This is a genomic window from Paenibacillus antri, assembly GCF_005765165.1.
In the GTDB taxonomy this organism is placed as follows: Bacteria; Bacillota; Bacilli; order Paenibacillales; family YIM-B00363; genus Paenibacillus_AE; species Paenibacillus_AE antri.
The window spans coordinates 16,161-39,432 of sequence record NZ_VCIW01000008.1 but is presented as its reverse complement, the minus strand read 5'-3'; the positions used below and the strand labels follow the sequence as shown (position 1 = coordinate 39,432).

General features: G+C 63.9%; 20 protein-coding genes. 14 read left to right on the top strand and 6 right to left on the bottom strand.

The window, feature by feature from the left end:
* The first annotated feature begins 17 nt into the window (after positions 1-17).
* The 4 genes from FE782_RS13740 to FE782_RS13725 all read left to right on the top strand — a co-directional run bounded on the left by FE782_RS13740 (position 18) and on the right by FE782_RS13725 (position 5,989).
* Positions 18-608 (top strand): YcnI family copper-binding membrane protein, encoded by a 591-nt coding sequence (locus tag FE782_RS13740; RefSeq protein WP_138194722.1) that lies wholly within the window; start codon positions 18-20, stop codon positions 606-608.
* A 117-nt stretch (positions 609-725) separates the two neighbouring features.
* Positions 726-1,262, top strand: a complete 537-nt coding sequence (locus FE782_RS13735) for a hypothetical protein (protein WP_138194720.1) — start codon at positions 726-728, stop codon at positions 1,260-1,262.
* A 113-nt stretch (positions 1,263-1,375) separates the two neighbouring features.
* Positions 1,376-2,821 carry a serine hydrolase domain-containing protein gene (locus FE782_RS13730; protein WP_138194718.1) on the top strand — a complete coding sequence of 482 codons (1,446 nt, stop codon included), beginning with the start codon at positions 1,376-1,378 and terminating at the stop codon, positions 2,819-2,821.
* Between the two features lie 297 nt (positions 2,822-3,118).
* Complete coding sequence (locus FE782_RS13725) at positions 3,119-5,989, top strand: glycoside hydrolase family 2 protein (protein ID WP_158299392.1); 2,871 nt, start codon at positions 3,119-3,121, stop codon at positions 5,987-5,989.
* Between the two features lie 53 nt (positions 5,990-6,042).
* Here the strand turns inward: FE782_RS13725 and FE782_RS13720 are convergent, their stop codons facing one another.
* Positions 6,043-6,483, bottom strand: a complete 441-nt coding sequence (locus tag FE782_RS13720; RefSeq protein ID WP_138194714.1) for an Lrp/AsnC family transcriptional regulator — start codon at positions 6,481-6,483, stop codon at positions 6,043-6,045.
* 165 nt (positions 6,484-6,648) lie between these two features.
* Between FE782_RS13720 and namA the strand changes: the two genes are divergently transcribed.
* The gene (gene namA, locus FE782_RS13715; protein ID WP_138194712.1) at positions 6,649-7,680 is read left to right on the top strand and encodes an NADPH dehydrogenase NamA; all 1,032 of its coding nucleotides are present in this window, start codon (positions 6,649-6,651) and stop codon (positions 7,678-7,680) included.
* An 8-nt stretch (positions 7,681-7,688) separates the two neighbouring features.
* On the opposite strand, the gene FE782_RS13710 is transcribed toward namA, so the two are convergent.
* Positions 7,689-8,519 carry a helix-turn-helix transcriptional regulator gene (locus FE782_RS13710; protein ID WP_138194710.1) on the bottom strand — a complete coding sequence of 277 codons (831 nt, stop codon included), beginning with the start codon at positions 8,517-8,519 and terminating at the stop codon, positions 7,689-7,691.
* Positions 8,520-8,659: 140 nt separating this feature from the next.
* On the opposite strand from FE782_RS13710, the gene FE782_RS13705 reads away from it, so the two are divergent.
* The 4 genes from FE782_RS13705 (at position 8,660) to FE782_RS13690 (ending at position 14,813) form a co-directional block, all read left to right on the top strand.
* Positions 8,660-10,723 (top strand): beta-galactosidase, encoded by a 2,064-nt coding sequence (locus FE782_RS13705; protein WP_138194708.1) that lies wholly within the window; start codon positions 8,660-8,662, stop codon positions 10,721-10,723.
* 290 nt (positions 10,724-11,013) lie between these two features.
* Positions 11,014-12,942 carry a stalk domain-containing protein gene (locus tag FE782_RS13700; protein WP_138194707.1) on the top strand — a complete coding sequence of 643 codons (1,929 nt, stop codon included), beginning with the start codon at positions 11,014-11,016 and terminating at the stop codon, positions 12,940-12,942.
* Positions 12,943-13,058: 116 nt separating this feature from the next.
* Positions 13,059-13,475 carry a DUF2500 domain-containing protein gene (locus tag FE782_RS13695; protein ID WP_138194705.1) on the top strand — a complete coding sequence of 139 codons (417 nt, stop codon included), beginning with the start codon at positions 13,059-13,061 and terminating at the stop codon, positions 13,473-13,475.
* 168 nt (positions 13,476-13,643) lie between these two features.
* Positions 13,644-14,813 carry a sn-glycerol-1-phosphate dehydrogenase gene (locus tag FE782_RS13690; RefSeq protein WP_138194703.1) on the top strand — a complete coding sequence of 390 codons (1,170 nt, stop codon included), beginning with the start codon at positions 13,644-13,646 and terminating at the stop codon, positions 14,811-14,813.
* On the opposite strand, the gene FE782_RS13685 is transcribed toward FE782_RS13690, so the two are convergent.
* Complete coding sequence (locus FE782_RS13685) at positions 14,803-15,531, bottom strand: MerR family transcriptional regulator (protein WP_158299391.1); 729 nt, start codon at positions 15,529-15,531, stop codon at positions 14,803-14,805. The two genes, FE782_RS13690 and FE782_RS13685, sit on opposite strands and share 11 nt — an antisense overlap.
* A gap of 239 nt (positions 15,532-15,770) precedes the next feature.
* Between FE782_RS13685 and FE782_RS13680 the strand changes: the two genes are divergently transcribed.
* Positions 15,771-16,736, top strand: a complete 966-nt coding sequence (locus FE782_RS13680; protein ID WP_138194699.1) for an ATP-binding cassette domain-containing protein — start codon at positions 15,771-15,773, stop codon at positions 16,734-16,736.
* Complete coding sequence (locus tag FE782_RS13675) at positions 16,733-17,557, top strand: ABC transporter permease (protein ID WP_138194697.1); 825 nt, start codon at positions 16,733-16,735, stop codon at positions 17,555-17,557. Before FE782_RS13680 ends, FE782_RS13675 begins: the two co-directional genes overlap by 4 nt.
* 132 nt (positions 17,558-17,689) lie before the next feature.
* On the opposite strand, the gene FE782_RS13670 is transcribed toward FE782_RS13675, so the two are convergent.
* Positions 17,690-18,286, bottom strand: a complete 597-nt coding sequence (locus tag FE782_RS13670; protein WP_138194695.1) for a TetR/AcrR family transcriptional regulator — start codon at positions 18,284-18,286, stop codon at positions 17,690-17,692.
* A gap of 138 nt (positions 18,287-18,424) precedes the next feature.
* Here FE782_RS13670 and FE782_RS13665 point away from each other — a divergent pair, with 138 nt between their 5' ends.
* On the top strand, positions 18,425-18,622 hold the full coding sequence (locus FE782_RS13665; protein ID WP_138194944.1) for a hypothetical protein: 198 nt from the start codon (positions 18,425-18,427) through the stop codon (positions 18,620-18,622).
* Between the two features lie 126 nt (positions 18,623-18,748).
* Here the strand turns inward: FE782_RS13665 and FE782_RS13660 are convergent, their stop codons facing one another.
* Positions 18,749-19,321 (bottom strand): restriction endonuclease, encoded by a 573-nt coding sequence (locus FE782_RS13660; protein ID WP_138194693.1) that lies wholly within the window; start codon positions 19,319-19,321, stop codon positions 18,749-18,751.
* Between the two features lie 155 nt (positions 19,322-19,476).
* Here FE782_RS13660 and FE782_RS13655 point away from each other — a divergent pair, with 155 nt between their 5' ends.
* On the top strand, positions 19,477-20,439 hold the full coding sequence (locus FE782_RS13655; RefSeq protein ID WP_138194691.1) for an ROK family protein: 963 nt from the start codon (positions 19,477-19,479) through the stop codon (positions 20,437-20,439).
* A gap of 683 nt (positions 20,440-21,122) precedes the next feature.
* Here the strand turns inward: FE782_RS13655 and FE782_RS13650 are convergent.
* The gene (locus tag FE782_RS13650; RefSeq protein ID WP_138194690.1) at positions 21,123-22,682 is read right to left on the bottom strand and encodes a histidine kinase N-terminal 7TM domain-containing diguanylate cyclase; all 1,560 of its coding nucleotides are present in this window, start codon (positions 22,680-22,682) and stop codon (positions 21,123-21,125) included.
* Positions 22,683-22,831: 149 nt separating this feature from the next.
* Between FE782_RS13650 and FE782_RS13645 the strand changes: the two genes are divergently transcribed.
* Complete coding sequence (locus FE782_RS13645; RefSeq protein WP_138194688.1) at positions 22,832-23,269, top strand: MarR family winged helix-turn-helix transcriptional regulator; 438 nt, start codon at positions 22,832-22,834, stop codon at positions 23,267-23,269.
* Positions 23,270-23,272 lie beyond the last annotated feature (3 nt).

Here is a 23,272-nt window from a genome sequence, read left to right as displayed (position 1 = left end):
GAAGGAGCTGTCAGCGAATGAAAAAGGGAATGAGTTTGGCGGTCGCCTGCCTCTTGTCGATCGGATTGTTCGGCGGCATCGCGAGCGCGCACGTCACGGTATGGCCGAAGGAGGTCGAGCCGGGGGCGTACGAGAAGTTCGCGGTTCGCGTGCCGAGCGAGGAGGAAGCGACCCCGACGGTGAAGGTGGAGGTCCGAATTCCGGAGGAGGCGACCGTCTCCCGCGTGGAGCCGAAGCCGGGCTGGACGTACGAGCTGGCGACGGACGATACGGGGAAGGTGACGAGCGTGACCTGGACCGCGGAGGGCGACGGATTGTCTCCGACGGAATTCGCGGAGTTCTATATGTCGGGAAGGGTCGGCGAGCAAGCGGAATCGCTGGTCTGGAAAGCCTACCAGTCGTATGGAGACGGTACGGTCGTCGAGTGGGTAGGCGCCGAAGATGCCGAGAAACCGGCCTCCGTCACGACCGTACGTCCGAGCGGCGGCGGGGAAAGCGCGGCCGCCGGGGAGACCGGCCTTCCGCTCTACCTGTCGATCGCCGCCCTCGCGGTCGCTTGCCTCGCGCTCGTCGTCTCCTTCGCGCGGAAGCCTAAGGCGGGGAAGTAGAAGGGTAGGCACCCGGCTTACGCCATCGTTCCACTTCCGCGTACCTATACTCTCGTCCACTCGGGCGCCCCGTATTTACCATACGATGGATATATACGATATGGGGAGGGGAGCGGAATGAGTATCGTTCTTACGGAAGCGGACGAGGAGCGCATTCGGGCATGGATCGAAGCTTTGGAGTCGGATCGGGCCGGGTCGATCGCGAACGAGGAGGCGATCGCTCGCATCGGCTTGCCTTACCCGATCGCAGGCGCAGGCAAGCATCGGATCGTCTTCGACGCGGGCGAAGGACTCGTCTTGAAGGTCGCGAAAGTTCCGAAGGGCGTCGCGTGCAACGGGAACGAGGTATGGCTCTACGACCGATCCCCTCCGGAGCTGCGCCGGCATCTGTGCGATATCGTCGATTTCGGATACGGCTGGGTCGTCATGAAGAAAATGACGGCGAGAGTGCCTTTCAGGGATAGGTACGTCGAGCAGTTGGACCGCATTTGCGAGGAGTTTCTTGCGGCCGGCATCGTCATCAGGGATTTATATACGCGCAGGCGGAATCGGCCGAGAAAGAAAAATATACGGCTCGACGAGAAGCGAGACAAAGTCGTGTTGATCGATTACGCCAACGTTCACATCGCGATCGGCAGCCCGGGGGAAGCGTAACGCCCGCGGCTGCCTTTTTTTTGTTTCGTCCGAACATCGGACAACCCCTTACCGGCGGATAAGAAACTGGTATAATTATGTAGAAGTACCGTTTTGGGGGAGGGTGAGCGGACATGGGAATCGGAGCGGCGTTGCCGCGGAGCGCGCCCGAGGCGCAAGGCGTTCGGTCCGGCGCGATCGAAGCGTTCTTGGACGAGGTGCGGGAACGGAAGTCGGAGCTGCACAGCTTCATGCTGGTGCGGCACGGCCGCGTCGTCGCGGAGGGCTGGTGGTCGCCGTACCGGGCGGCGGATCGGCATATGTTGTTTTCGCTTAGCAAGAGCTTTACGTCTACGGCGGTGGGCTTCGCGCTGTCGGAAGGATTGTTGTCGCTGGAGGACCGGGTCGTCGGGTTTTTCGGCGAGGAGGATTTGCCGGCTGACGTTTCTCCGAGTTTGGCGGAGATGCGCGTCCGGGATTTGCTCATGATGGGGACGGGACATGCCGCCGAGCCGACGCTGCACGGGGCGACCGACGGCAATTGGGCGAAGGCGTTCCTGTCGGCGCCGGTGGAGTTCGCCCCCGGGACGAAATTCGTGTACAACAGCGGCGCGACGTACATGCTGTCCGCGATTTTGCGCCGCGCGACGGGTCAGTCGCTGCTGGAATACTTAGACAGCCGTCTGCTGGCGCCGCTCGGCATCGTAGGCGCCACGTGGGAGTCGTGCCCGCGCGGCATCGCCGTCGGCGGCTGGGGGCTCAGCGTGACGACGGAGGATATCGCCAAGTTCGGCCAGCTGTACTTGCAGCGAGGCGTCTGGAACGGGCGGCAGCTGCTGCCGTACGGCTGGGCGGAGGAGGCGAGCCGCAAGCACATCTCGAACGGAGACGGCGGGGACAGCGACTGGGCGCAAGGCTACGGCTACCAATTCTGGCGATGCCGGCACGGCGCGTATCGAGGGGACGGGGCGTTCGGGCAGTTTTGCGTCGTGCTGCCGGAGCAGGACGCCGTTCTCGCGATTACGAGCGGGACGAACGATATGCAAGCCGTTCTGAACGCGGCATGGGACACGCTGCTGCCGGCGATGGCGGCGGAGGCGCTGCCGGCGGACGCCGCCGCGGCCGACGCGTTGGCGTCGCGCCTCGGGGCGCTGCGGCTGGATCCGCCGCCGGCGTCGTCGTCGCCGAGCGGCGAGCGGCTGCTCGACGGCCGAACGTACGCGCTCGAGCCGAACTGGGCGGAGCTCGCCTCGATCGGCTTCGAGTTTCCCGACGGCGGGCAACCGACCGTCGTCATCGGCGCGCGCGGGGGCGACGGCCGCCTGCCGATCGGGCGCGGCGCATGGAGCGAGGGCGAGACGCGCTTCCACTCGAACGCGCCGGAGCGCGTCGTCGGCGCGTACGCATGGCGGGACGAGCGAACGCTCGAGATCGCGATCCGCTTCGTCGAGACGCCGTTCGCGCACACGCTCGCGTGCCGCGTGAAGGGCGACGACGCCGAGGAGCTCGAGCTCGAGCTTACGCCGAACGTGTCGTTCGGGAAACGGGAGGCGGCTCCGATTCGCGGGACGCGCAAGTAAGGCGGGGAGGCGGCTGCGGCCGCCTCTTTTTTTCTGGCGCCGCTTCGCCCCGAACGGGAAAAGCTCCGCTTCATTCGCCCCTCTTCTGCCGAAATCGGCGAACGGAGCGGAAAAGCTCCCTTTTATTTGCTCGGAACCACGGGTTTAGGCGGGTTTCGCCAAAATAGACCGGAGCTTTTCCGTTTCAATAAGCAACATCAAACAACAACAAACAATTAAAAACGATTGACTTCCTTTCCGTCACATTCGATAATAATGGGGAATCCTCTCATCCTTCATCAGAAAAGGGGCTCCTTCATGTCCACCTTATCCTATTATCGTCCCGTCGACGGAAAGCGGTACCTCGACGAGGTTCAGGACGAAGCATACGCAAGCTCCTCGCTGCACGGGGACGCGCTCATCGAGGCGGAGAGCCGCATTCCGCGCCGGACGGCGATCGTCGAGCCGGCGAGCGGCGCCATGCCGGCGCATCGAGCGGAGCGGCTCTGTCTGTCCGGCGCCTGGCGCATGATCGACTGCGATCCGGCCGATCCGGGCGACCCCGCGCCGAACACGGGGTGGTTCGGTCGAAGAGCGAAGGCGAGTCCGGGCATGATCGAGAAGTGGTACGCGCCGGGGTTCGACCGCAGCGCGTGGCACGAGGTGCAGGTGCCTACGACGGTGCAGAAGGCGCTCGTCGAGCTCGGGCTGCTCGAAGATCCGCTGTGGAACACGAATACGATCGACGAGCTCGAGGCGCATGGCGAACCGAAGGAGCGTCCGCTCTGGTTCCGCCGCACGCGCGTCGAACGCCGGGACTGGTGGTTCGCGAAGACGTTCGAGACGCCGCCCGCGTGGCGGGGCAAGCGGCTGACGCTGCGCTTCGACGGGCTCGATTATTCCGGCACCGTCTTCTTCAACGGCGCGTCGCTCGGCCACCACAAGGGGATGTTCGGCGGACCGGACCTCGACATTACCGGCTTGATCCGTTACGACGGGCCGAACGAGCTCGTCATGCGCATCGACCAGGCGCCTGAGTCGTGGAACGGCTTGCTGAAGGGCAGCCCCGGCTTCGGATGGCACTACGGGCATCTGATCTCCATGGGCATCTGGAGGGACGTGTGGGTACAGGCGGAGCCGGACGTCGCGATCGTCGATCCGTACGTCGCGACGGCGTCGATCGAAGGCGGCGCCGCGAAGCTCCGGATCGCGTTCGCGGCGGACAGCCGCTCGGCCGACCGCGCGACGGTCGTCGTCGAAGGCGACATCCGCCGCAAGGGGGCGCCGGCGGACGCCGCGTCGGCGCTGCGGTTCCGGAGCGCCGTCGAGGCGAGCTACGGCCGGAACGAGTTCGAGGCAGACGTCGAGCTGCCGGACCCGGCGCTCTGGTGGCCGGTCGGTTACGGCGACCCGGCGTTATATACGTTGACGCTGGCCGTGCGCGACGCCGAAGACGCGGCGGAGGCGGTCGACGCGATCGCCGTCGACTTCGGCGTGCGCACGATCGAGCTGCGCCCCTTCGCGGACACGGCGCCGGAGACCGAATACCGCTGGCAGTTCGTCGTGAACGGCGTCCCGATGTTCATTAAGGGCGCGAATTGGTGCTGGCCGGACCCGATGCTGGAGCAGAACGAAGCGTTGTACGAGCGACTGCTCGAGCTGGCTCGCCGCGGCAACGTGCAGATGCTCCGCGCTTGGGGCGGAGGGCTGGTGGAAGGGGACTTCTTCTACCGGATGTGCGACGAGAAGGGCATTATGGTGTATCAAGAGTTCCCGTTATGTTGGGGTCCTCCCGATTCGCCGCATACGGACCTCGGCGTCTTGGACCGTCAGGTGACGCGATCGGTGAAGCGGCTGCGCAGCCATCCGTCGCTCGTCATGTGGGGCGGCGGCAACGAGAACGGCCCGCACGGCGGCGCCGACGAAGGCTTGTTCCTGGTCGGACGCCGCTGCCGCCGGTTCGATCCGTCGCGTCCGTACCATCGCACCGACCCGTGGGGCGGCAGCGTGCACAATTGGCACGTCTACCATTTCGGCGAGCCGATGGACGCGGCGACGCTCGCCATGCCGTCGGTCATGTACGGCGAGTACGGCATTCCGAGCATGCCGAATCGAGACAGCTGCCTTCGCTACGTGCCGGAGGAGGCGCTGGCGTCGTGGCCGCCGACGGAAGACAGTCGGGGGCTGCTGGCGCACTCTCACCAGTTCAGCTTGAAGGACGTCATCAAGGTGATGCGCTACGGCGCGTACGGTCCGATCCGCGATTGGGACGACTACATCGCTTACTCGCAGACGGCGCAGGGGGAGACGCTGCGGTTTACCGCGGAAATCCAGCGCGCCGGGGCGGGCGTAACGAAGTCGGGATTTTGGTATTACAAATTCACGGATCTGTTCCCGGGGCATTCTTGGGGGATCATCGATTACTACGGAACGCCGAAGCTGTCGTATTACCGAGCGATGCAGGCGTGCCGGCCGCGTTCGGCTTTCGCGACGTACGCGAAGATGAACGGCTGGGCGGCGGGGGAGACGTTCGAGGCCGGCATTCATGCGGCGAACGAGACGCGGGAGACGCTGGACGGCGCATCGGTGAGCGCGACGCTGTACGGCAGCGACCTGATCGAGCTGTGGTCGAACCGGTACGAAGGACTGACGCTCGCGCCGAATGCGGTCGTCTCGGTCGATCGCGTCGCCATAGCGCTGGCCGAGGATGAGCGGATCCGGCCGTTCCTGCTGGCGGTGGCGCTGCGGGCCGCGGACGGCTCGCTCGTCGCGGACCAATGGTATTGGTTCAACGCGCAGGCGAAGTCGGAGGAGCTGCTCGCGTTCGAAGGGCGTCACACCGGCAACGCGGAAAACGAATACCCCGGCGAACAAGCCGCCGAAGCGTTCGACTTGTACGCGAGCCTGCCGGACGCGCCGATGCGGCGCTTGCCCGAAGCGCGGCTGGAGTGGTCGCTCGAGCGCAGCGCCGACGGAACCGCGGGCGAGATACGTATCCGCAACGTCGGCGCGGTCCCGGCGGTGCGGGTAACGATCGAGGGCTTCCCCGACGACGACTGGGGCAGCTACCTCGGCGACAACGACCTCGGCTTGTATCCGGGCGAAGCGCGCGGGATCCCGTTCCAGACGAGGCGCGAATGCCCGTTGGACGGCATCTCCGTCGGAGCGTGGAACGCGCCGCGGATCTAAAATAAAAACCAAACTCCCCTCGGCGGACCGAGGGGAGTTTCATTTTCCGAACCTTATTGTTCTTCGACGACGGGGATGAGCGGCCTCGACTGGATCGGCGTGGACATGACGATCATCGTCAGCGAATCGCCGTATTTGTTCGAGGCGTTGTTGAACGACTCCAGCGACGCCATCGATTCGGTCACTACCTTCACGAGGTAGTTGTACTGCCCGCTGATGCGGTGGCATTCGACGACGTCGGGGGACGCTTCGCAGAACGCAAGAAAGCTGTCGCAATCCTTCGTATGGAACAGCAGGAACGCGGAAGTCGTCTTGTTGATTTTGGCCGGGGGGACGACGGCGCGGTAGCGGCCGAGAATTCCTTTGTCCTCCAAGCGGCGAACGCGTTCCGTAACGGCCGGCTGCGAAAGACCGACCGCCTTCCCGAGCTCCGTGAACGACATCCGCCCTTGCTCTTGAAGCAGGGTAACAATGCTTTTGTCGACGCGATCCATCGATCGACGCTCCTTTTTATAAATCATAATCGATTGTGGAAAAAGAACTTGAAAATCATCGCGAACCGCTGAGTTTTCCGTTGTTCCGCCCTTCATCTCCGCGATTCCATCTTATAAAATTAGAGCAAATCTTGTAAAGCGAAAGCGAGAAAGGGGTTATCGCGAATGAGCTTGCTCTTCACGCCGACGGAAATCCGCGGCTTATCCTTAAAAAATCGAATTATGATGTCTCCGATGGGAACGACGGCCGCGGGCGCGGACGGGAAGGTCACCGATTGGCATCTGCTCCACTACGGAGATAGAGCGCTCGGGCAGGTCGGACTGATTATGCTGGAGGTTCATGCGGTCATGGAGGACGGGAGGGACGAGGGCTCGCTCGGACTGTGGAGCGACGAACACGTGCCGATGCACAGGAGGCTCGTCGACCTGCTGCATGCGCAAGGCTCCAAGGTCGGCGTACAGCTGTGGCACGCCGGCCGGAAGACGAACGTGCCCGGCAAGGCGGTGTCGGCGTCGGGGCTGTCCTCCGGCGGGCGATCGTCGCGAGCGCTTACGATCGAGGAGATCGAGGAGGTCGTTCGATCGTTCGGCGCGGCGGCGGTCCGCGCCGCCGAAGCCGGGTTCGACGCGATCGAGCTGCATGCGGCGCACGGCTACTTGCTGAACGACTTCCTCTCCTCCTACACGAACCGAAGGACGGATCGGTACGGCGGCACGCGGGAGAAGCGGTATCGGCTGCTCCAAGAAGTCATTGAAGCGGTGCGCTCCGTCTGGAACGGTCCGCTGTTCGTCCGCGTGTCGGCGAACGAATACGGCCCGGAAGGGAACGGCATCGAGGACAGCGTCTTTTTCGCGAAGCGGATGAAGGCGCAAGGCGTCGACTTGATCGACGTCAGCAGCGGCGGCGTCTACCCGGAGAAGCCGAAGGTGTATCCGGGGTACCAAGTGCCGTACGCCGAGACGATCCGCGCGGAGGCGGGCATTCCGACCGCGGCGGTCGGGCTCGTCACGACCGGGCTGCAAGCCGAGGAAATATTGCGGAACGGGCGCGCGGATCTTGTGGCCGTCGGCCGGGAGCTGCTGCGCGACCCGTTCTGGCCGAGGCGGGCGGCGGAGCAGCTCGGCGTCCGCATCGAGGAGCCGGCGCCGTACCGCGGCTTCTGGTTCCCGGACCGCGCGCCCGCGGCGGCGGAATAAACCGGAGTCTACGTCCGCTGCTCCCGGAATTGCTGAGGGGTCAGTCCCTCGAGTTCCTTGAACCGCTTGATGAAGTAGCTGCTTTGCGAGAAGCCGGTCGCCGCCGCGATGTCTCCGACGCTCAGGCGGCCGGTGATGAGCAGGCGCTTGGCTCGGACGATCCGGCTTTCCAACAGGAACCGCATCGGGCTCTTCCCGATGTAGCCGCGGAACAATCGATCGAAATGATAAACGCTGTAATCGGCCGTCTCCGCCATCCGCGCGAGCGTCCATGGCTCTTCGCAGCGCGAGCGGATCGCGTCGGCGGCGGCCAAAATCCGTTCGCGGCTGTCGGGCGGCGCTCCCGCGGCTTTCGGCCGCGACGCGCCCAGCATGGCGAGCAGCAGCTCGTACAGCTTCGCCGAGAGCCGCTGCTCCGCGGACGAATCCGGGCTTTCGGAAAATCGGAGCAGCTCATCGGTGAGCGCCAGACAACGCGAGACGTCGCCCAACGCGAACACCCAAGGCTCGCCGATCCCCTTATCCCCGAGCAGGGCGGCGGCGCCTTCCCCGAAGAAATGCACCCACCGTACATCCCAAGGCTCGTCCGGTACGGCGCCGTACCGCTGCTCTTGATCGGGAGCGTATAGAAACCCTTGTCCGGCGGCGAGCTCGTAGCGGCGGTTCTTCCAAACCAGCTCGCCCCTTCCCCCGAAGACGAAATGCAAATTGTAGTACGGAAGCTGCCCGGGCGGGCGATGCTCGCGATGCTCCGGCTCCTCGCGATACCATCCGTAAGACTCGGGATACAATAAATATCCCGGGAACACGGGCCTCGAGACGTATTGATGAATCCGCATCGTGGACCTCCTGCCGATAGCAATATCGTGTTATCGAAGCAAAACCCTGCGATTTATTTCTGCGTTCCTGCGTATTATGATGACATTAATTCGAGGTCGAATCAGCAATATCATTATATCAGAGGACGAGGTGCATGCGGATGCCGAAATCCGTAGCTAGAGATCGCGTATGGCTTGGAGTTTGCTACTATCCGGAGCAGTGGCCCCGGGAGATGTGGGAGGACGACTTCCGACGGATGCGCGAGCTCGGCTTCGACGTCGTCCGGATGGCCGAATTCGCTTGGTCGACCATGGAGCCGGAAGAGGGCGTGTTCCGATTCGGCTTGTTCGACGAGGCGCTGGACCTCGCGCATCGGTACGGGCTCAAGGCGATCCTGGGAACGCCGACGGCGACGCCGCCCGCTTGGCTGACGGAGCGGTATCCGGAGGTGCTGAATGCGACGCAGGCGGGCGTGCCGTATCGACATGGCCAGCGACGACACTACAACTATAACTCCCACGTATATCGTTCGTTCAGCGAGCGGATCGTGCGGCGTATGGCGTCGCAGTACAAGGAGCATCCCGCAGTCGTCGCGTGGCAGATCGACAACGAGCTGAATTGCGAGACGAACGTGTTTTATTCGGAGAGCGATCACCGCGCGTTCCGCGCTTGGCTGATCGGGAAGTACGGCTCGCTGGATCGGTTGAACGAGGCATGGGGCGCCGCGTTCTGGAACCAGACGTACTCGTCTTGGGAACAAGTGTACTTGACCCGGCCGACCGTCTCCGATTCCCCGAATCCGCATCAGGCGCTCGACGAGAAGCGGTTCATCTCCGACAGCGCGATCTCGTACGCCAAGCTGCAGGCGGACATCATCCGAGAACTGGCGCCGCGGCACGAGGTGACGACGAACGGCTTGTTCGGGCATCTGGACAGCCACCGGCTGACGGATGAGCTGCTCGACTATTTCTCTTACGATTCTTACCCGCAGTTCGGATCGATCTACCCCGACGGGGGCGACCGCCCGCTGCGCGATCGGAAGTGGAGTTGGAATCTAAGCAAGGCGAGGTCCGTGTCGCCGCAATTTTGCGTGATGGAGCAGCAGTCGGGCGCGGGCGGCTGGGTGAACCGAATGGAGATGCCGGCGCCGAAGCCCGGACAGATGCGGCTTTGGACGTACCAATCGATTTTGCACGGCGCCGATATGGTGTTGTACTTCCGCTGGCGGACGGCGGCGTTCGGCACGGAGATGTACTGGCACGGCATCAACGACCCTCATAACCGGCCGAATCGCCGGGTGGAAGAAGCCGGCCGAATCGGAGAGGAGCTCCGGCGCGTGGGCGGCGCGATCGCGGGCAAGGCGTATCGAGCGGACGTCGCCGTTCTCGGCAGCTACGACAACGAGTGGGACGGCGAGCTCGACCGCTGGTACGGACCGTTAACCGGGTACAGCGTCACGTCGTGGATCAAGACGCTGCAATACGCTCACATTCCCGTCGACTACGTCAACGCGGAGCAGGCGTCGGCGGAGACGCTCGAGAGGTATCGCGTCGTCGTCTATCCGCATGCCGCGATCCTGTCGGAGGAGACGGCCCGGGAACTGACGGCATTCGCGGAGCGGGGCGGAATCGTCGTGTTCGGCTGCCGGACGGGTCTGAAGGACGAGAACGGCCAAATGAGAATGCAGGCGTTCCCGGGACCGGTCGCCTCGTTATGCGGGGTCGAGGTGGAGGATTTCACCTATGTGCTCGAAGGCGACGCGCCGAAGGTGCGATGGACGGCGGAGCGGCTGCGAGGGGCGCCGGACGCCGTCGGGCCGAAGTTCGTCGACGTGCTGCGGGTCGCCGCGGGCGACGTTGAGGTACTCGCGCGATACGCCTCGGATTACTTCGAGGGCAAGCCCGCGCTGACCCGCCGTCCCGTCGGAGCGGGCGCCGTCTATTATTACGGCTCCGCTTTCGAAGAGAGCGTTGCGCAAGCGTTAACCGCCGAGCTGGGGCTGCGGAGTCCGCTGCTCGATTGGTTCGAGGAGCTGCCGGAGCAGGTGGAGGCCGGGATCCGCGAGGACGACGGCGGACGCGTCGCGTTCCTGTTGAACTACGGCTCGACGCCGGCCGCGATTCGGACGAAGCGCGAGGTGCGGGAGCTGCTGACGGATCGCCTGGCGGAGGCGGCGGACGCGTTCGAGCTCGAACCGTACGGCGTCGCCTTATTCAGTTTATAATTTGGAGAAGCCTGTTCCGACGAAACTCGGAGCAGGCTTCTTTATCGTTACCGCCGCTAAGGGGCAGGGCAGGTGTACCCGACGGGCTTCTTTCCAACTTGATGTCTTCTGCTCAGAAGGGGGAATCAGTTTAGAAAGACGCTGAGAGAGATAATGTAAAGCCCGGAAACGCCAGACCTGAGCAAGGGGAATCAGTTTAGAAAGACGCTGCAAGAGTAGGGAGTAACCCTCAAAACTGCTCTGCAACAAATTTACTTTTTTGGAGTCTAATAGACAGGAGGTGTTACGGGGTGAAAACGCCGCGTCGGTGGATGGCATGGATCCTAAGTATGGGGATGGTCGTTACGGTGTTTCCGGGAAGTACATACGCTTCAGCAAGCTCCAGCTCCATATCTCTAGAAGTGAACGGGCAGGTCGTTCGAACGGATGTGCCGCCTTCGATGAAGGAAGGGCGCGTCCTGGTGCCGCTGCGTTGGGTGGCGGAAGCGCTCGAAGCGAAGGTTCATTGGGATAGCGAAAAGCGAGCGGTGCTGATCGATACGGATGCCGGACTCGTTCCGGCGCCTCAAGGGCGCGCGATCGGGTTGTGGGTCGACGGGCGGAAGCTGACGCCGGACGCAGCGCCCGTTCTGTCGAAGGGGAGGACGCTCGTCTCCGTCCGCGTCGTCGCGGAGGCGCTCGGCGCCAAGGTGGAATGGAACGCGAAGGAGCGAACCGTTACGATTTCTCGTCCGCAGGCGGCGTTAGGACAGATCGCCTATATCCAGTGGCGCGAGCAGGCCGGGAACTGGGGATTTTCGCGGCATCCCGAGTACGTCTCTCCATCCGAGCTCGAACGCCGGCAAGCGGAAGCGTTGGACCGCCTGCAAGCGGCGATCGGAAGGGCGGCGCCCGCCGCGCCGCCGACGGGGACGGAAGGGGAGCGGTTGGTCCTGGATTTGAGCATTCAAGAACGGTACGACGACAAGGGCGCCCGCATCGAGGGAGGGAGCTATCGGCTGACGGTATCCGGACCGCATGTCGCGCTGGAAGAACTATATACGCAGACCCCGGCGACGATCTACCTCCGCTCGGCCGGCGAGGAGGTGCTGCGCGAGTTGGAGGCGATACGGGCGATGCTGCCGTCGCCGTTCCCCGAGCGCGCGGCGACGCTGAAGTCCGCCCCCGACGCGGCGTTGAAGGAGGCGGCCGCGATATCGATCCGATCGGTCGAGACCGGTCTGCCCGACGGGTGGCACGGCGAACTGGCGATCGACCCGGAGAGCGGAGGGTACGCGGTCGCGGCGCTCGAACGTTCGGCGAGCGGCGCCGAGGGAGCGTCGAACGTATGGTTTTCGGAAGACGGCGCGGATTGGCGGCGGATGGAGCTGCCCGAGACGTTGGCGCCGGCCGCGATCGGCTTCGCCGCGGACGGCGTCCGCTTGATCAGCGACCGCGTAGACGGGCACGTCTATCGGTCGGATGCGGGAGGCGGGTCGCCAGCGTGGGAGCGGGTGTGGGAATACCCGTTGCCGGAGGCGATTTACAAGTATCCGCCGGTTCGCTTTATCCCCGACCTGCGGAACGCGAAACGCATCTACGCGACGTTCGCCCACGATACGCGCATGCCGACGTCCGACGGCTTATTCCGGAGCGAAGACGGAGGGAAGAGCTGGACGTGGGGCGGCGTTAACGGCGACGATCGGATGTCCTTCAGCTGGCCGGAACGCGTTTGGGCGGATCCGGGGACGCCGGGCCGCGTCTTCGCGGAGACCGACGTCTCGATTCTGCTGTCCGAGCAGACCTATAACGTTGCTTTCGCCCAGCCGGACGTTCTCGTCTCGGAGGACGGCGGCTTGCATTGGAGCGCGATCGAGGGGGTGGAGCGCTTCTACGGCGCGGGCGCGGACGCATCGGGCTCCGTGTTGATCGGAGGCCGCACCGAAGGCGCCGACGCTTATTTGGCGACAGCCGGCGCGGACGCTGCCGTCTGGACGGAACGGCGTCTGCCGTTCCGAGCGGACCGGATCGCGGTCGACCCGGCCGCGCCCGACACGCTCGCCGCGACCGGGCAACGGCCTGGCGAAGCTTCGCGGGAGCCGGAGCTGTTCTTGTCGTTCGACCGCGGGGCGACATGGGCGTCGGCCGGCACGGCGAGCGGCGCCGTCGAGCATGTCGACGCGGAAGCGAGGCTGCTGTTCATCCGCGACCTTTACGAGTTGAAGGTGTTTCGTTACTAATGTCCGGGTTCCTGACGAAATAGATTTGCTGCCGTCGCGAATTCGCCCTCCGTCCGAAACATATTCCGGCATGCCGACGTAAATAAGGAGACACAATTCGAACCGAGGTGAATCGGATGCCGGGTGGTTTCGGCGGATCCCCGTTCGGCGGGGGCTTCGACTTTATGTTTACGCTCGTCCCCATTATTATCGTGATCGGCTTCGTCGTCGTGATCGGGGGCATCGCGCTCAACGGAGCGCGGTATATGAAGAATGCAAGTTCTCCGAAGGAAAGCGTCTATGCTCGAGTGATCGCGAAGCGAATGGATGTCCGCACTCATACGCACCATCACCCCCACGGCGCGGGGGACCATATGCATACGTCGCGCTCCTCTCGCACGCATTACTTCATCACGCTGGAGTTCGAGGACGGCGAGCGCCGGGAGTATTTAGACGTGAAAGGGCTGTACGGTCTCGTCGTGGAAGGCGACGAAGGCTACGCCGCCGTGCAGGGCGATTGGATCGTCGCCTTCGAGCGGGGCGCGGCGAAATAACGAGAGCGACATCTTGAAGCAGGGGGCCCCCCCTGCTTTCGCTATGTTCGCAAACGATCGCGAGCGGGCTTGTCCGACGAGACGATTGATTTCGAAAAAGAGCCGCCATTCCGTCGAAAATATGGTAGTATGCAAGAAAACAGATTTCGCGGAAGCGGGGGATCGGTCATGAACGAGATCATGGAACGGATTCGGGGTATGGCGGAGGAGACGGGCGAGTCGATCGAGGGGGTCGCTTTTCCCGAGCCGATCGTGCTGGCGCCCGGCGCCGTCGACGCGGCGGCCGACTGGTTGACGGCGTCGGGGTACGCGCGCGTTCAAGTGATCGCCGACGCGAACACGTACGAAGCGGCGGGGAAGCGGCTTACGGACGGCTTGGTCGCGCGCGGAGCGTCGGCGGTGCCGACGATCGTGCTGCCGAACGCGCTCGGCGACGTCGCCGCGGACGAGGCGTCCGTCGTGCAGGTGCTGCTCGACGCGCAGCGCACGGGCGCCGAGGCGCTCGTCGTCGTCGGGGCCGGGACGCTGCACGACATCGCGAGATACGCCGCGTTCACGTGCGGTCGACCGTTCGTCTCCGTGCCGACGGCGCCTTCCGTCGACGGCTTCACCTCGGTCGGGGCGCCCTTGATCGTGCGCGGCGATAAAATCACGATTCCGGCCGTCGGCCCCGCCGCCATCTTCGCCGACGTCGATCTGCTGACGGCGGCGCCCCGCGCGTTGATCGCGGCCGGCTTCGGCGACATGCTCGGCAAGTATACGTCGCTGTTCGATTGGCGGTTCGGCGCGGCGACAGCCGACGAGCCGTACTCGCCGCTCGCCGCCGCGATCACCGAGCGCGCTCTCGCGAAGTGCGTCGCGCAGGCCGGCGCGATCGGACGCGGCGAGCCGGCGGCGGTCGTCGCTCTCATGGAGGCGCTCATCGAGTCCGGGCTCGCGATGCTCATCTTCGGCCAGTCGCATCCGGCGTCCGGCGCCGAGCATCACGTCTCCCACTACTGGGAGATGGAATACATTCGCAGGCAGCGGAGGCAGCTGCTGCACGGCGCCAAGGTCGGCGTCGCCTGCGCGCTCGTGTCCGAGCGGTACCGCCGCATCGCGGAGGAGGACTCGGTCGCGCTTGACGGCGTCCCGGATCTGCGCTCCATGCTGCAGGCGGTGCCAGGGCCGACCGAGCTGCGGGCGCTGCTGGCCGAAGCCGGCGGCCCCGCGACGCCGGAGGAGCTCGGCGTCGAGCCGACGCTCGTGCAGGAGAGCCTCGAACGCGCGCATCGCGTTCGGCTGAACCGCGCTACGCTGCTGAGACGGTACAACGAGCTGTCGCAGCTTAACAAGTAGGCCGGCGCGGCGCGGCGGGCCCGCCCTCGGCCAGCTCGACGAGCAAGTCCAGATGCCGGATGCCGCGTATGCGCCTCCGAAGAGAATCGTGCAGGTAGCGCAGCGCATCCCGGGCCACGCGCCGCGCCTGCTCCAAGTCGTTGCGGTCGAGCTCGCGGACGACCCGCTGTATCGTCTCGAGCGACCAGACCGACGTCCTCAGCGGCGCGATGATCCGGATGTGCCGCACCTCCGCCGGGCCGTACAGCCGGTATCCGTTTTCTTCGTTTCGGGGCGGGTCGATCAGGCCCATCTTCTCCCAGTGACGTATGGCGGATGCCGGCTGGGCGGTCAGTTTCGACACCTCGCCGATCGTCATCCACTTCCGCTTCCCCTTCGATTCGAGCTCGGCCGGCTCGATCGTCTCCAGCGCGCGGATCGTTTGCTCCGCCATTCGCTTCTCCTGCTGCAGCTCGCTTAACGCATCGTTGACGATCCATAGGGCGGCGTCGAAATCGCCACTCCGGACCCGCTTCAACGCGTCGGAAGTCAGCGCCATGCCGAAGCCGGCGCTCATCGCGCGAACGCATTCGAAATAAGCGAGATGCTCCTCCGTATAGATTCGATACCCGTTCGCTCCCCGCGCAACGGGCGGCACAAGGCCCCAATCCTCGTAATGTCGCAGCGCGCTCGTGCTGATCCCGAGCCGCCTCGCGATGTCGATCGGCCGGTACTTCAACCGATTTCCCCCTTCCGCAAGCCTCTTCTTCCGCTCGTCGCTCCGTTCTCGTCGTACCCGATTTAACCAGTCTTCGGTCCGCTTGTAAAGCGTTCGATCGAACATTCAAGTAAAACCTTAAAGCCGCTGTGGAAGGTCGAAGCTCGGGAAACGGCGGGGCGAGAGGGTTCTTCTTTTCCAAGCCGAGGACTTGCATTCATGTTGTACGATGGTTTTATCCTTGATCGGAGGAGGAACCAATGATACCGGAACAGTTGGCATTAGAAGCGAGAGGACTTCGAAAATCGTTCGGCCGAACCGAGGTGCTGCGAGGGATCGATCTGCGCGTGACGCGGGGCAGCGTGTACGGTTTGCTCGGACCGAACGGGGCGGGTAAGACGACGTTGGTGAATGTATTCGCGACGCTGCTTCGACCCGACGGAGGAACTGCCGCGGTGTTCGGCCGCGACGTCGTGCGGGAGCCTGACGCGGTTCGTCGCCGGATCGGTCTCACCGGGCAGTTCGCGGCGGTGGACGAAGAGCTGAGCGGCCGGGACAACTTGAAGTTATTCGGGCGGCTGCTCGGGTACGGAAGCAAGGCGGCCGCGGCGAGAGCGGACGAATGGCTGGACGCCTTCGGCCTCTCGGAAGCGGCGGGGAAACCGGCGTCGCAATATTCGGGAGGCATGCGGCGGCGGCTCGATCTTGCGGCGGCGATGCTCGCGACGCCCGAGCTGCTCGTGCTCGACGAGCCGACGACGGGGCTCGATCCGCGCAGCCGGAACGAGGTGTGGGATATGGTGCGCCTGTTGAAGCAAGCCGGGACGACCATCCTGCTCACGACGCAATATTTGGAAGAGGCCGACCGGTTGGCCGATCGCATCGCGGTGATCGACGGAGGCGTCGTGATCGCCGAAGGAACCTCGGCCGAGCTGAAGGCGTCCGTCGGCCGCGGGACGGTGCATGTTCGCCTGGAACGCGCGGAGCAGCGGGCCGACGCGGAGCGCGTCCTGCGAGGCGCCCTGCGCGCCGACGTGCGGACGCTCGCCGAACCGACGGCGCTCTCCGCGGCGGCGCCGGACCCGGCGCTGGCGGCCGAGGCGCTGCTCGCCCTGTCTCGAGCGGGCGTCGCGGTCGTCCAATTTTCGCTGAGCGAGCCGAGTCTGGACGAGGTGTTCCTCGCGCTCACCGGACGGTCGGCTCCGGAGAAGGAGGCGTTCGTATGAACATGCAGAACGAGTCGAAGCTGCTTCGGGCGATGAGGCAGGGGGCGATCCCGCCGCCTCCGAATCCGGCTCGCGCGATCTCGACGTTCGCTTGGCGCTCTTGGCGAAGATCGCTGAGCATGCTGCCGTATATGGCGATCGACGTCGTTGTGTTCCCCGTCGTCTTCCTGCTCATCTTTACGTTCCTATTCGGCGGCGCGATCTCCGGTTCGACAGGAAACTACTTGCAGTTTCTGCTGCCCGGTATGCTGGTGTACACGGTGACGAGCATGACGGTCTACATCGGCATCGGCATCAAAACCGATATCGACCGCGGCGTGTTCAACCGGTTTCGGACGCTTCCGTTCTGGCAGCCCGCTGCGATCGTCGGAACGATGGGGATCAACCTGCTGCAGTTCGCGGCGGCGCTGCTCACGACGCTCGCCTTCGGCTTGGTGCTCGGCTTCCGGCCGGAAGGCGGCGTTGTCGGCGCGGCGCTGGCCTTGCTGCTCGTCCTCGCGTACGCGTTCTGCCTGAGCTGGATTTTCGCGTTCCTCGGCGTCGTCGTCAAGAAGACGGAGTCGATCTCCAGCATGTCGTACATCGCGCTGTACCCGCTTCTTTTCACTAGCAACGTCTTCGTGGATACGTCCACGATGCCGAATTGGCTCGGTCCGATCGTCGCGTATAACCCGATCAGCCTGACGTCGACCGCCGCCCGGGGGCTCATGCACGGCCAGACGGACGTCGTCGAGCTGACGAAGGCGCTCGCCGTCATGGCCGCCGCGCTGCTCGCGTTCGCGCCGCTGACCTTCCGCTCGTATCGGCGGAAGGCAACGTAACCATTGGGGCGCTAACTGGGCGTGGCGTTGGGACGGTGAAGGCGGGTTTGAAAAAGGAAGGGCTTGTCTCAGAGGTGATTTCTCCCTCTGGGCAAGCCCTTCGTTCGTGTAATAAGGCTGAGGAATTCCCGTTCATCGGACGCCGCAAAGCTCTTCGATGTGTCGGCGGACGATCGACTCGATCGTCTCCGGCGTATAAAGCTCCGGCCGGAGCAAGGCGAGTATCGTCAGCCCTTCGACGACCGCGGCGAGCCGGAGCGTCTCGAGCTTCGTATCCAGCGTCGGCGGGAGCAGCCCGGCTTTCGCCAACAGCTCGAGAACGGCCGCGGTCAGCCCGTGGAGTCCGTCCGTCAGCTCGTCCTTCTTCCCCTGCAGCGCGGCGCTCGTCAGCGAACGGATCGCGAACACCCACCAGACGCCGGTCGCCGTTCGCTTGTCCGGGGCCGTCGGGAGCAGCGTGAGCAGCGCCTCCTTCGCGGCCTCCATCGGCAGCGAACCGATCGTCGGATACTCGACGCGCTGGGTTCCTCTCGTCAAATAATAATCCACGATAAACATGAGCAGTTCGTCCTGCGTCGTGAAGTAATGCCGCAGGGCGCCGGGCGACAGTCTCGCGGCGGCGGCGACGGCGCGAATGGACGCATGCTCGATCCCCTTCGACTCGATGATGCGCCACGCCGTCTCGGCGATGAGCTTCCTCTTTTCCTCGTGGTCCACGATTTTCGGCAACGTTGTTAGCCCCTTGCTATATTTGGCACACTGAACTAAAATATTTTAGCACAGTGTGTTATTTCATATTTTCTTTATACCGCGATGCGCTTCGCCCGTCAATGCCGGCGAAGCTCCCGGCCCGGGAGGGATCGAGTGATGAACGAAGACGGGTTTCGGCTGCGTTCGATTTGTTACATCTGCAAGAAGGAGTTCGTCGTCTTCGAGGGCACGGCCGCGTACGATCGAGTGAAGCGGAACGCGAAGGGGATGCACTGCTGCGAGGAATGCAAGTTTATGATCGAGCTTGAAGCGCGCGTGCAATTCGGCAGAAGATTGCTGACCGGGAAAGATTGAGTTCCGAACATACAAACCCAATTAAAGTCCACCATATCTAACGCTGGTGCCGTATTACGCGCGGGGTAACCGCGAGCCCGGAAAGAGATGATTCAGTAAGATGGAACATCTCTTTCTGCTCGATAATCACACCACGTCCGGGATGAGCTCACGCGCCGTTTCCTTCTTATACTCCAACGCTTCCTCCCACAGGTCCAATAGATCGTCCCCGTCGATCAGCTCGATGTCGACCGCCTTCGCATAGTCGATCGCGGCTTGCGTGAACGCGCTCGTCGTGACGACGCAGCCCCCGTCCGCCCCGTCCTTGACGATCCGCGAATGGAGGATGGCGATCGGCTCGAAACCGACGGGCTTCTCGTAACACTTGACCTGGTATAAGAATAAACCGTCGTCCCGCCGTTCTTCGATGTCGACGCCGAAGTCGCCGGTCGACTTCGTCACGTATACGTCGCTTTCGTTGACGACCGTCAGCAGTTCGGCGACGAAGTGTTCGAAGTCGAACGGATTTTCCTTTTCCGTATCGTCGCTTCTCTTGAATCGCTGATATAAACCATGCCGAAGCGTCTCTCGCTGCTCCGCCGCGATGTCCGTCAGCAGAGCGCTGCCTTCCCGGGTGGATTGGAGTTGTTTCTTAGTTCGTAGCCATAGAAATCCGAACGCGACGATGACGAACGCCAATAACGCCAACTCGAAGCTCACGGTTCATTCCTCCGATACTCTCTTAATTTACGATACTACTAGGATGGTCGAGAGAGAGGCGAAACATACGGGGCGGTACGGAAAAAGTGGAGATATTTTCCGGACGAGAAACTATAATAGAGGGAAGACTTTACTAGGCAGAGGAGGACGCAGGCATGTCCTATTGCGTCGGAGTAGATATCGGAGGAACGAATACGGCGATCGGCTTGCTCGACGGGGAGCGCGTCGCGGCGAAGGAGAGCATCCCTACGCTGGCGGGGGAAGGGCCGGACTCGCTGTTCGATCGGATCGCGGCGACGGTGCGCGGCTTGCTCGGCCGATGCGGCGTGCCCGGGGACGCGATTACGGTCGGCATGGGCGTGCCCGGCTTCATTGATCAGGAGGGCGGCGTCGCGCTCAACAGCACGAATCTGCGATGGCGCGACGTGCCGGTCGTCGCGCGGATGCGGGAGCGGCTCGGCGTTCCGGTCGCGATCGACAACGACGTCCGGATGTACGTCTACGGGGAAGCGCTGCTCGGCGCGGGCCGCGGCGTTCGGCACGTGCTCGGCGTGACCGTCGGGACGGGGCTCGCCGCGGCGCTCGTGTCGGACGGGCGGTTGTTTTACGGCGGCGGCAGCATGGCGGGGGAGCTCGGGCATATCCCGCTCGAGAGCATTCCGTACCGGTGCGGGTGCGGCTTGACCGGCTGCCTCGAGACGGTCGCGTCGGCGACGGGCATCGCCCGCCAAGCGCGCGACCTCGTCGAGCGGGACGGACGAGCGTCGGTGCTGCGCGAGTGGTTCCCGGGCGAAGGCATGCCCGGCTTGACGGCGCGGGACGTGTCCCGGGCGTACGACGAAGGCGACGCGGTCGCGATCGAGGTGCTGCGGCGGACGGGCGAGCAGCTCGGCCGTGGCCTCGCGTACGCGGTGACGATGTACAGCCCGGACGTCGTGCTCGTCGGGGGCGGCGCGGCGGCGGCCGGCGAGCGGCTGCTCGCGCCCGTTCGCGAGGCGATGCAGCGGCTGTTGATCTCCGACTACTGGGAGCGGATCTCGGTCGTGCCGGCGGCGCTCGGCGACGAAGCCGGCGTGATCGGCAGCGCGCTCTATGGGAGAGACGCGGCGGCTCGCTAGATGAAGTGCTGTAGATGAATGGAAGCGATTTGATCAGGGATGCCTAGCGGCGTCCCTCTTTATTTTGCGGGGAACGTGTCAAAATTTGAGCCGATTGCGGCGAAGGTGTCAAAATTTGAGCAGTTTGGCGGCGTAGTCGCGGGTGATGCGCGGATAACGAGGCTGTTGGAGGAAGGCGGTCGGTCGGCTGGCAGAGGAACGTGTCAAAAATTGAGCCGTTTGCGGCGAAGGTGTCAAATTTTGAGCAGTTTGGCGGCATAGTCGCGGGCGATGCGCGGTAAACGAGGCTGTTGGAGGAAGACGGTCGGACGGCAGGCGGGGGAACGTGTCAATAATTGAGCCGTTTGCGACGAAGGTGTCAAATTTTGAGCAGTTTGGCGGCGTAGTCGCGGGCGATGCGCGGTAAACGAGGCTGTCGGAGGAAGGCGGTCGGTCGGCTGGCCGGGGAACGTGTCAAAAATTGAGCAGATTGCGGCGAAGGTGTCAAATTTTGAGCAGTTTGTCGGCGCAATCGCTGGTGATGCGCGGTAAACGAGGCTGTCGGAGGAAGGCGGTCGGACGGCAGGCGGGGGAACGTGTCAATAATTGAGCCGTTTGCGGCGAAGGTGTCAAATTTTGAGCAGTTTGGCGGCACAGGCAGGGGCCTCCGGGGCAGTCTGACTTCGCCCCGAAAGCCCCTTGCCTTACGTCGTCGGCTCGAACGCGCGCACCCGGTTGCGGCCCGCTCGCTTCGCGGCGTACAGCGCCGCGTCCGCGTCGCGCAGCAGTGACTCCAGCGTGTCGTCGCTCCCCCGGGCCTCTGCCGCGCCGAAGCTCGACGTCACGAGGATCGTCTCCCCGCCCGCGCGGAGCGGCTCGGCCTCGAACGCCGCCCGGACGCGCTCCGCCAGCTCGACCGCCTCGAGCCCGGTCGCGGACGGCAGCGCGAGCGCGAACTCCTCGCCGCCGTAGCGAGCGAACAGCGCGTCCGGCGGAAGCAGCCGCTTCGCGATCGAGACGACGTGCACGATCGCTTGATCGCCGACGTCGTGACCGTACGTGTCGTTGATCCGCTTGAACGAATCGATGTCGAACAAGACGAACGACACCGGCAGGCCGAACCGCTGGGCCGAGGACAACAGCTCCCGGCTTCGCTGCACGAACCGTGCCCGGTTAAGCAGCTTCGTCAGTCCGTCGAAGTACGCCATCTGCGTCAGCTTGTCCTGCAGCCGCTTCTGCTCCGTCACGTCGATCAGCATGAGCAGGCGGCCGATCGTCTCGCCCGTCCGGTCGCGCACGAGCGACGACCGCACTTGGTAGGAGACGTCCTCGCCTTTCACCGTCCAGACCATCACTTCCTGCATCCCGTCCCCGGTCCCGCCGACGGGCAGCGGGGAGCCGGTCAGCCGCGGCCACTCGTCGCGAAGGAACGTCCCGACCGAGGAAGCGGTCAGCCCCGGCATCATGCGGGCGACCGCCGCGTTGAAGTCGACGATGCGCTCCGTCGCGTCCAGCACGATAACGCCTTCCCGCAGGCTTTCGAACAGCCGCTCCTTGGCGATCGGCACGATCGTCAGGACGCGAGAGGACACCATCGCCCAGATGTACATGCCCGACGTCAGGCACAGCACCATCGGCACCGGATCCATCCCGTACGGCGTGACGCCCATCAAATACAAGAACGCGCCGACCATCGGCAGAAACTGACCGATCGTCAGCGTCGCGAGCTGCAGCCGGAACGCCCGGTTCGTCCGAAACCACTGGCGAACGAGCAGGACGACGGACGCCAGCATGCAGCCGAACGTGTACGCGCCGTGCACGATGTACATCTCCCCGATCTCGACGTCGGCGAGGGGGGAGGGAGTATTTTCACGGAGGAAAATGGATTTATAAAACAAATGATGCCACTCGTTCGTCGCCACCGACAAGAACGTAACGGCGGGCACGACGAACATGAGCGCCGCGACCTTGCGGGGGACCGACTTGCCGATATATTGCAGCACGAGCAACAGACCGAGCGGCGGCGCGAAGGCGATGCCGAGATATTCAAGGACGGTCCAGCGCATGATCTCTTCCACCGTATCGCTCGTCCACTCGAAGGCGACCGCGAAGATGTAAATCGCCATGGAGGCCGTATACCAAATGAACGTGCGCGCGCCGGGAATTTCCTTCCGTTTGACATACGCGTATAGGCACAGGAACAGCGTGAACACGCCCGAAGTGGCGACCAACGTAATGAACATCGTTATGATATTTGTTTCCATGATCCGCACGCACGCTCCTGGGGTTCAAAGCTTAACGCCATAAATTTATTACTATCCTACCATATGGGCCGGGGAAAAGGGGACGATTATTGATGCATTTTATTTAGGTTAGCTATATAATACAAATATGTGGAAAAGGGGGCGGCACGATGGATGCGAACCTGGAACAATTTTTGGCGTCGCTGCAAGCCGTGAATCGGCATTTGCGCTCGTCGACGTGGGACGCGCAGCGGCAGCAGCCGCTTACGAAGGTGCAGTGGCTGCTGCTGAGGCAGCTGCAGCGGCGGGGCGCCGCGACGATCGGACAGCTGGCGGAGCATCTCGACGTGCGAGCCAGCACGATGTCGCAGATGCTGGACCGGCTGGAGCGGTCGGGCATCGTGAGGCGAGAACAGGATGCGACGGACGCCCGCGTGAAGAACATCGCCCTGACGGAGGCGGGTCTTGAGACGATCCGCAAGACGGAGGACGCTTGGAGAGCATCGCTCGCGGGGCCGTTCGAGCGGCTCGACGAAGCGGATCGCGCGGAGCTCGTGCGGCTCATGAAGAAGCTGTCCGACCAATTGCGGGGGAACGGGGAGGCGTAGCGG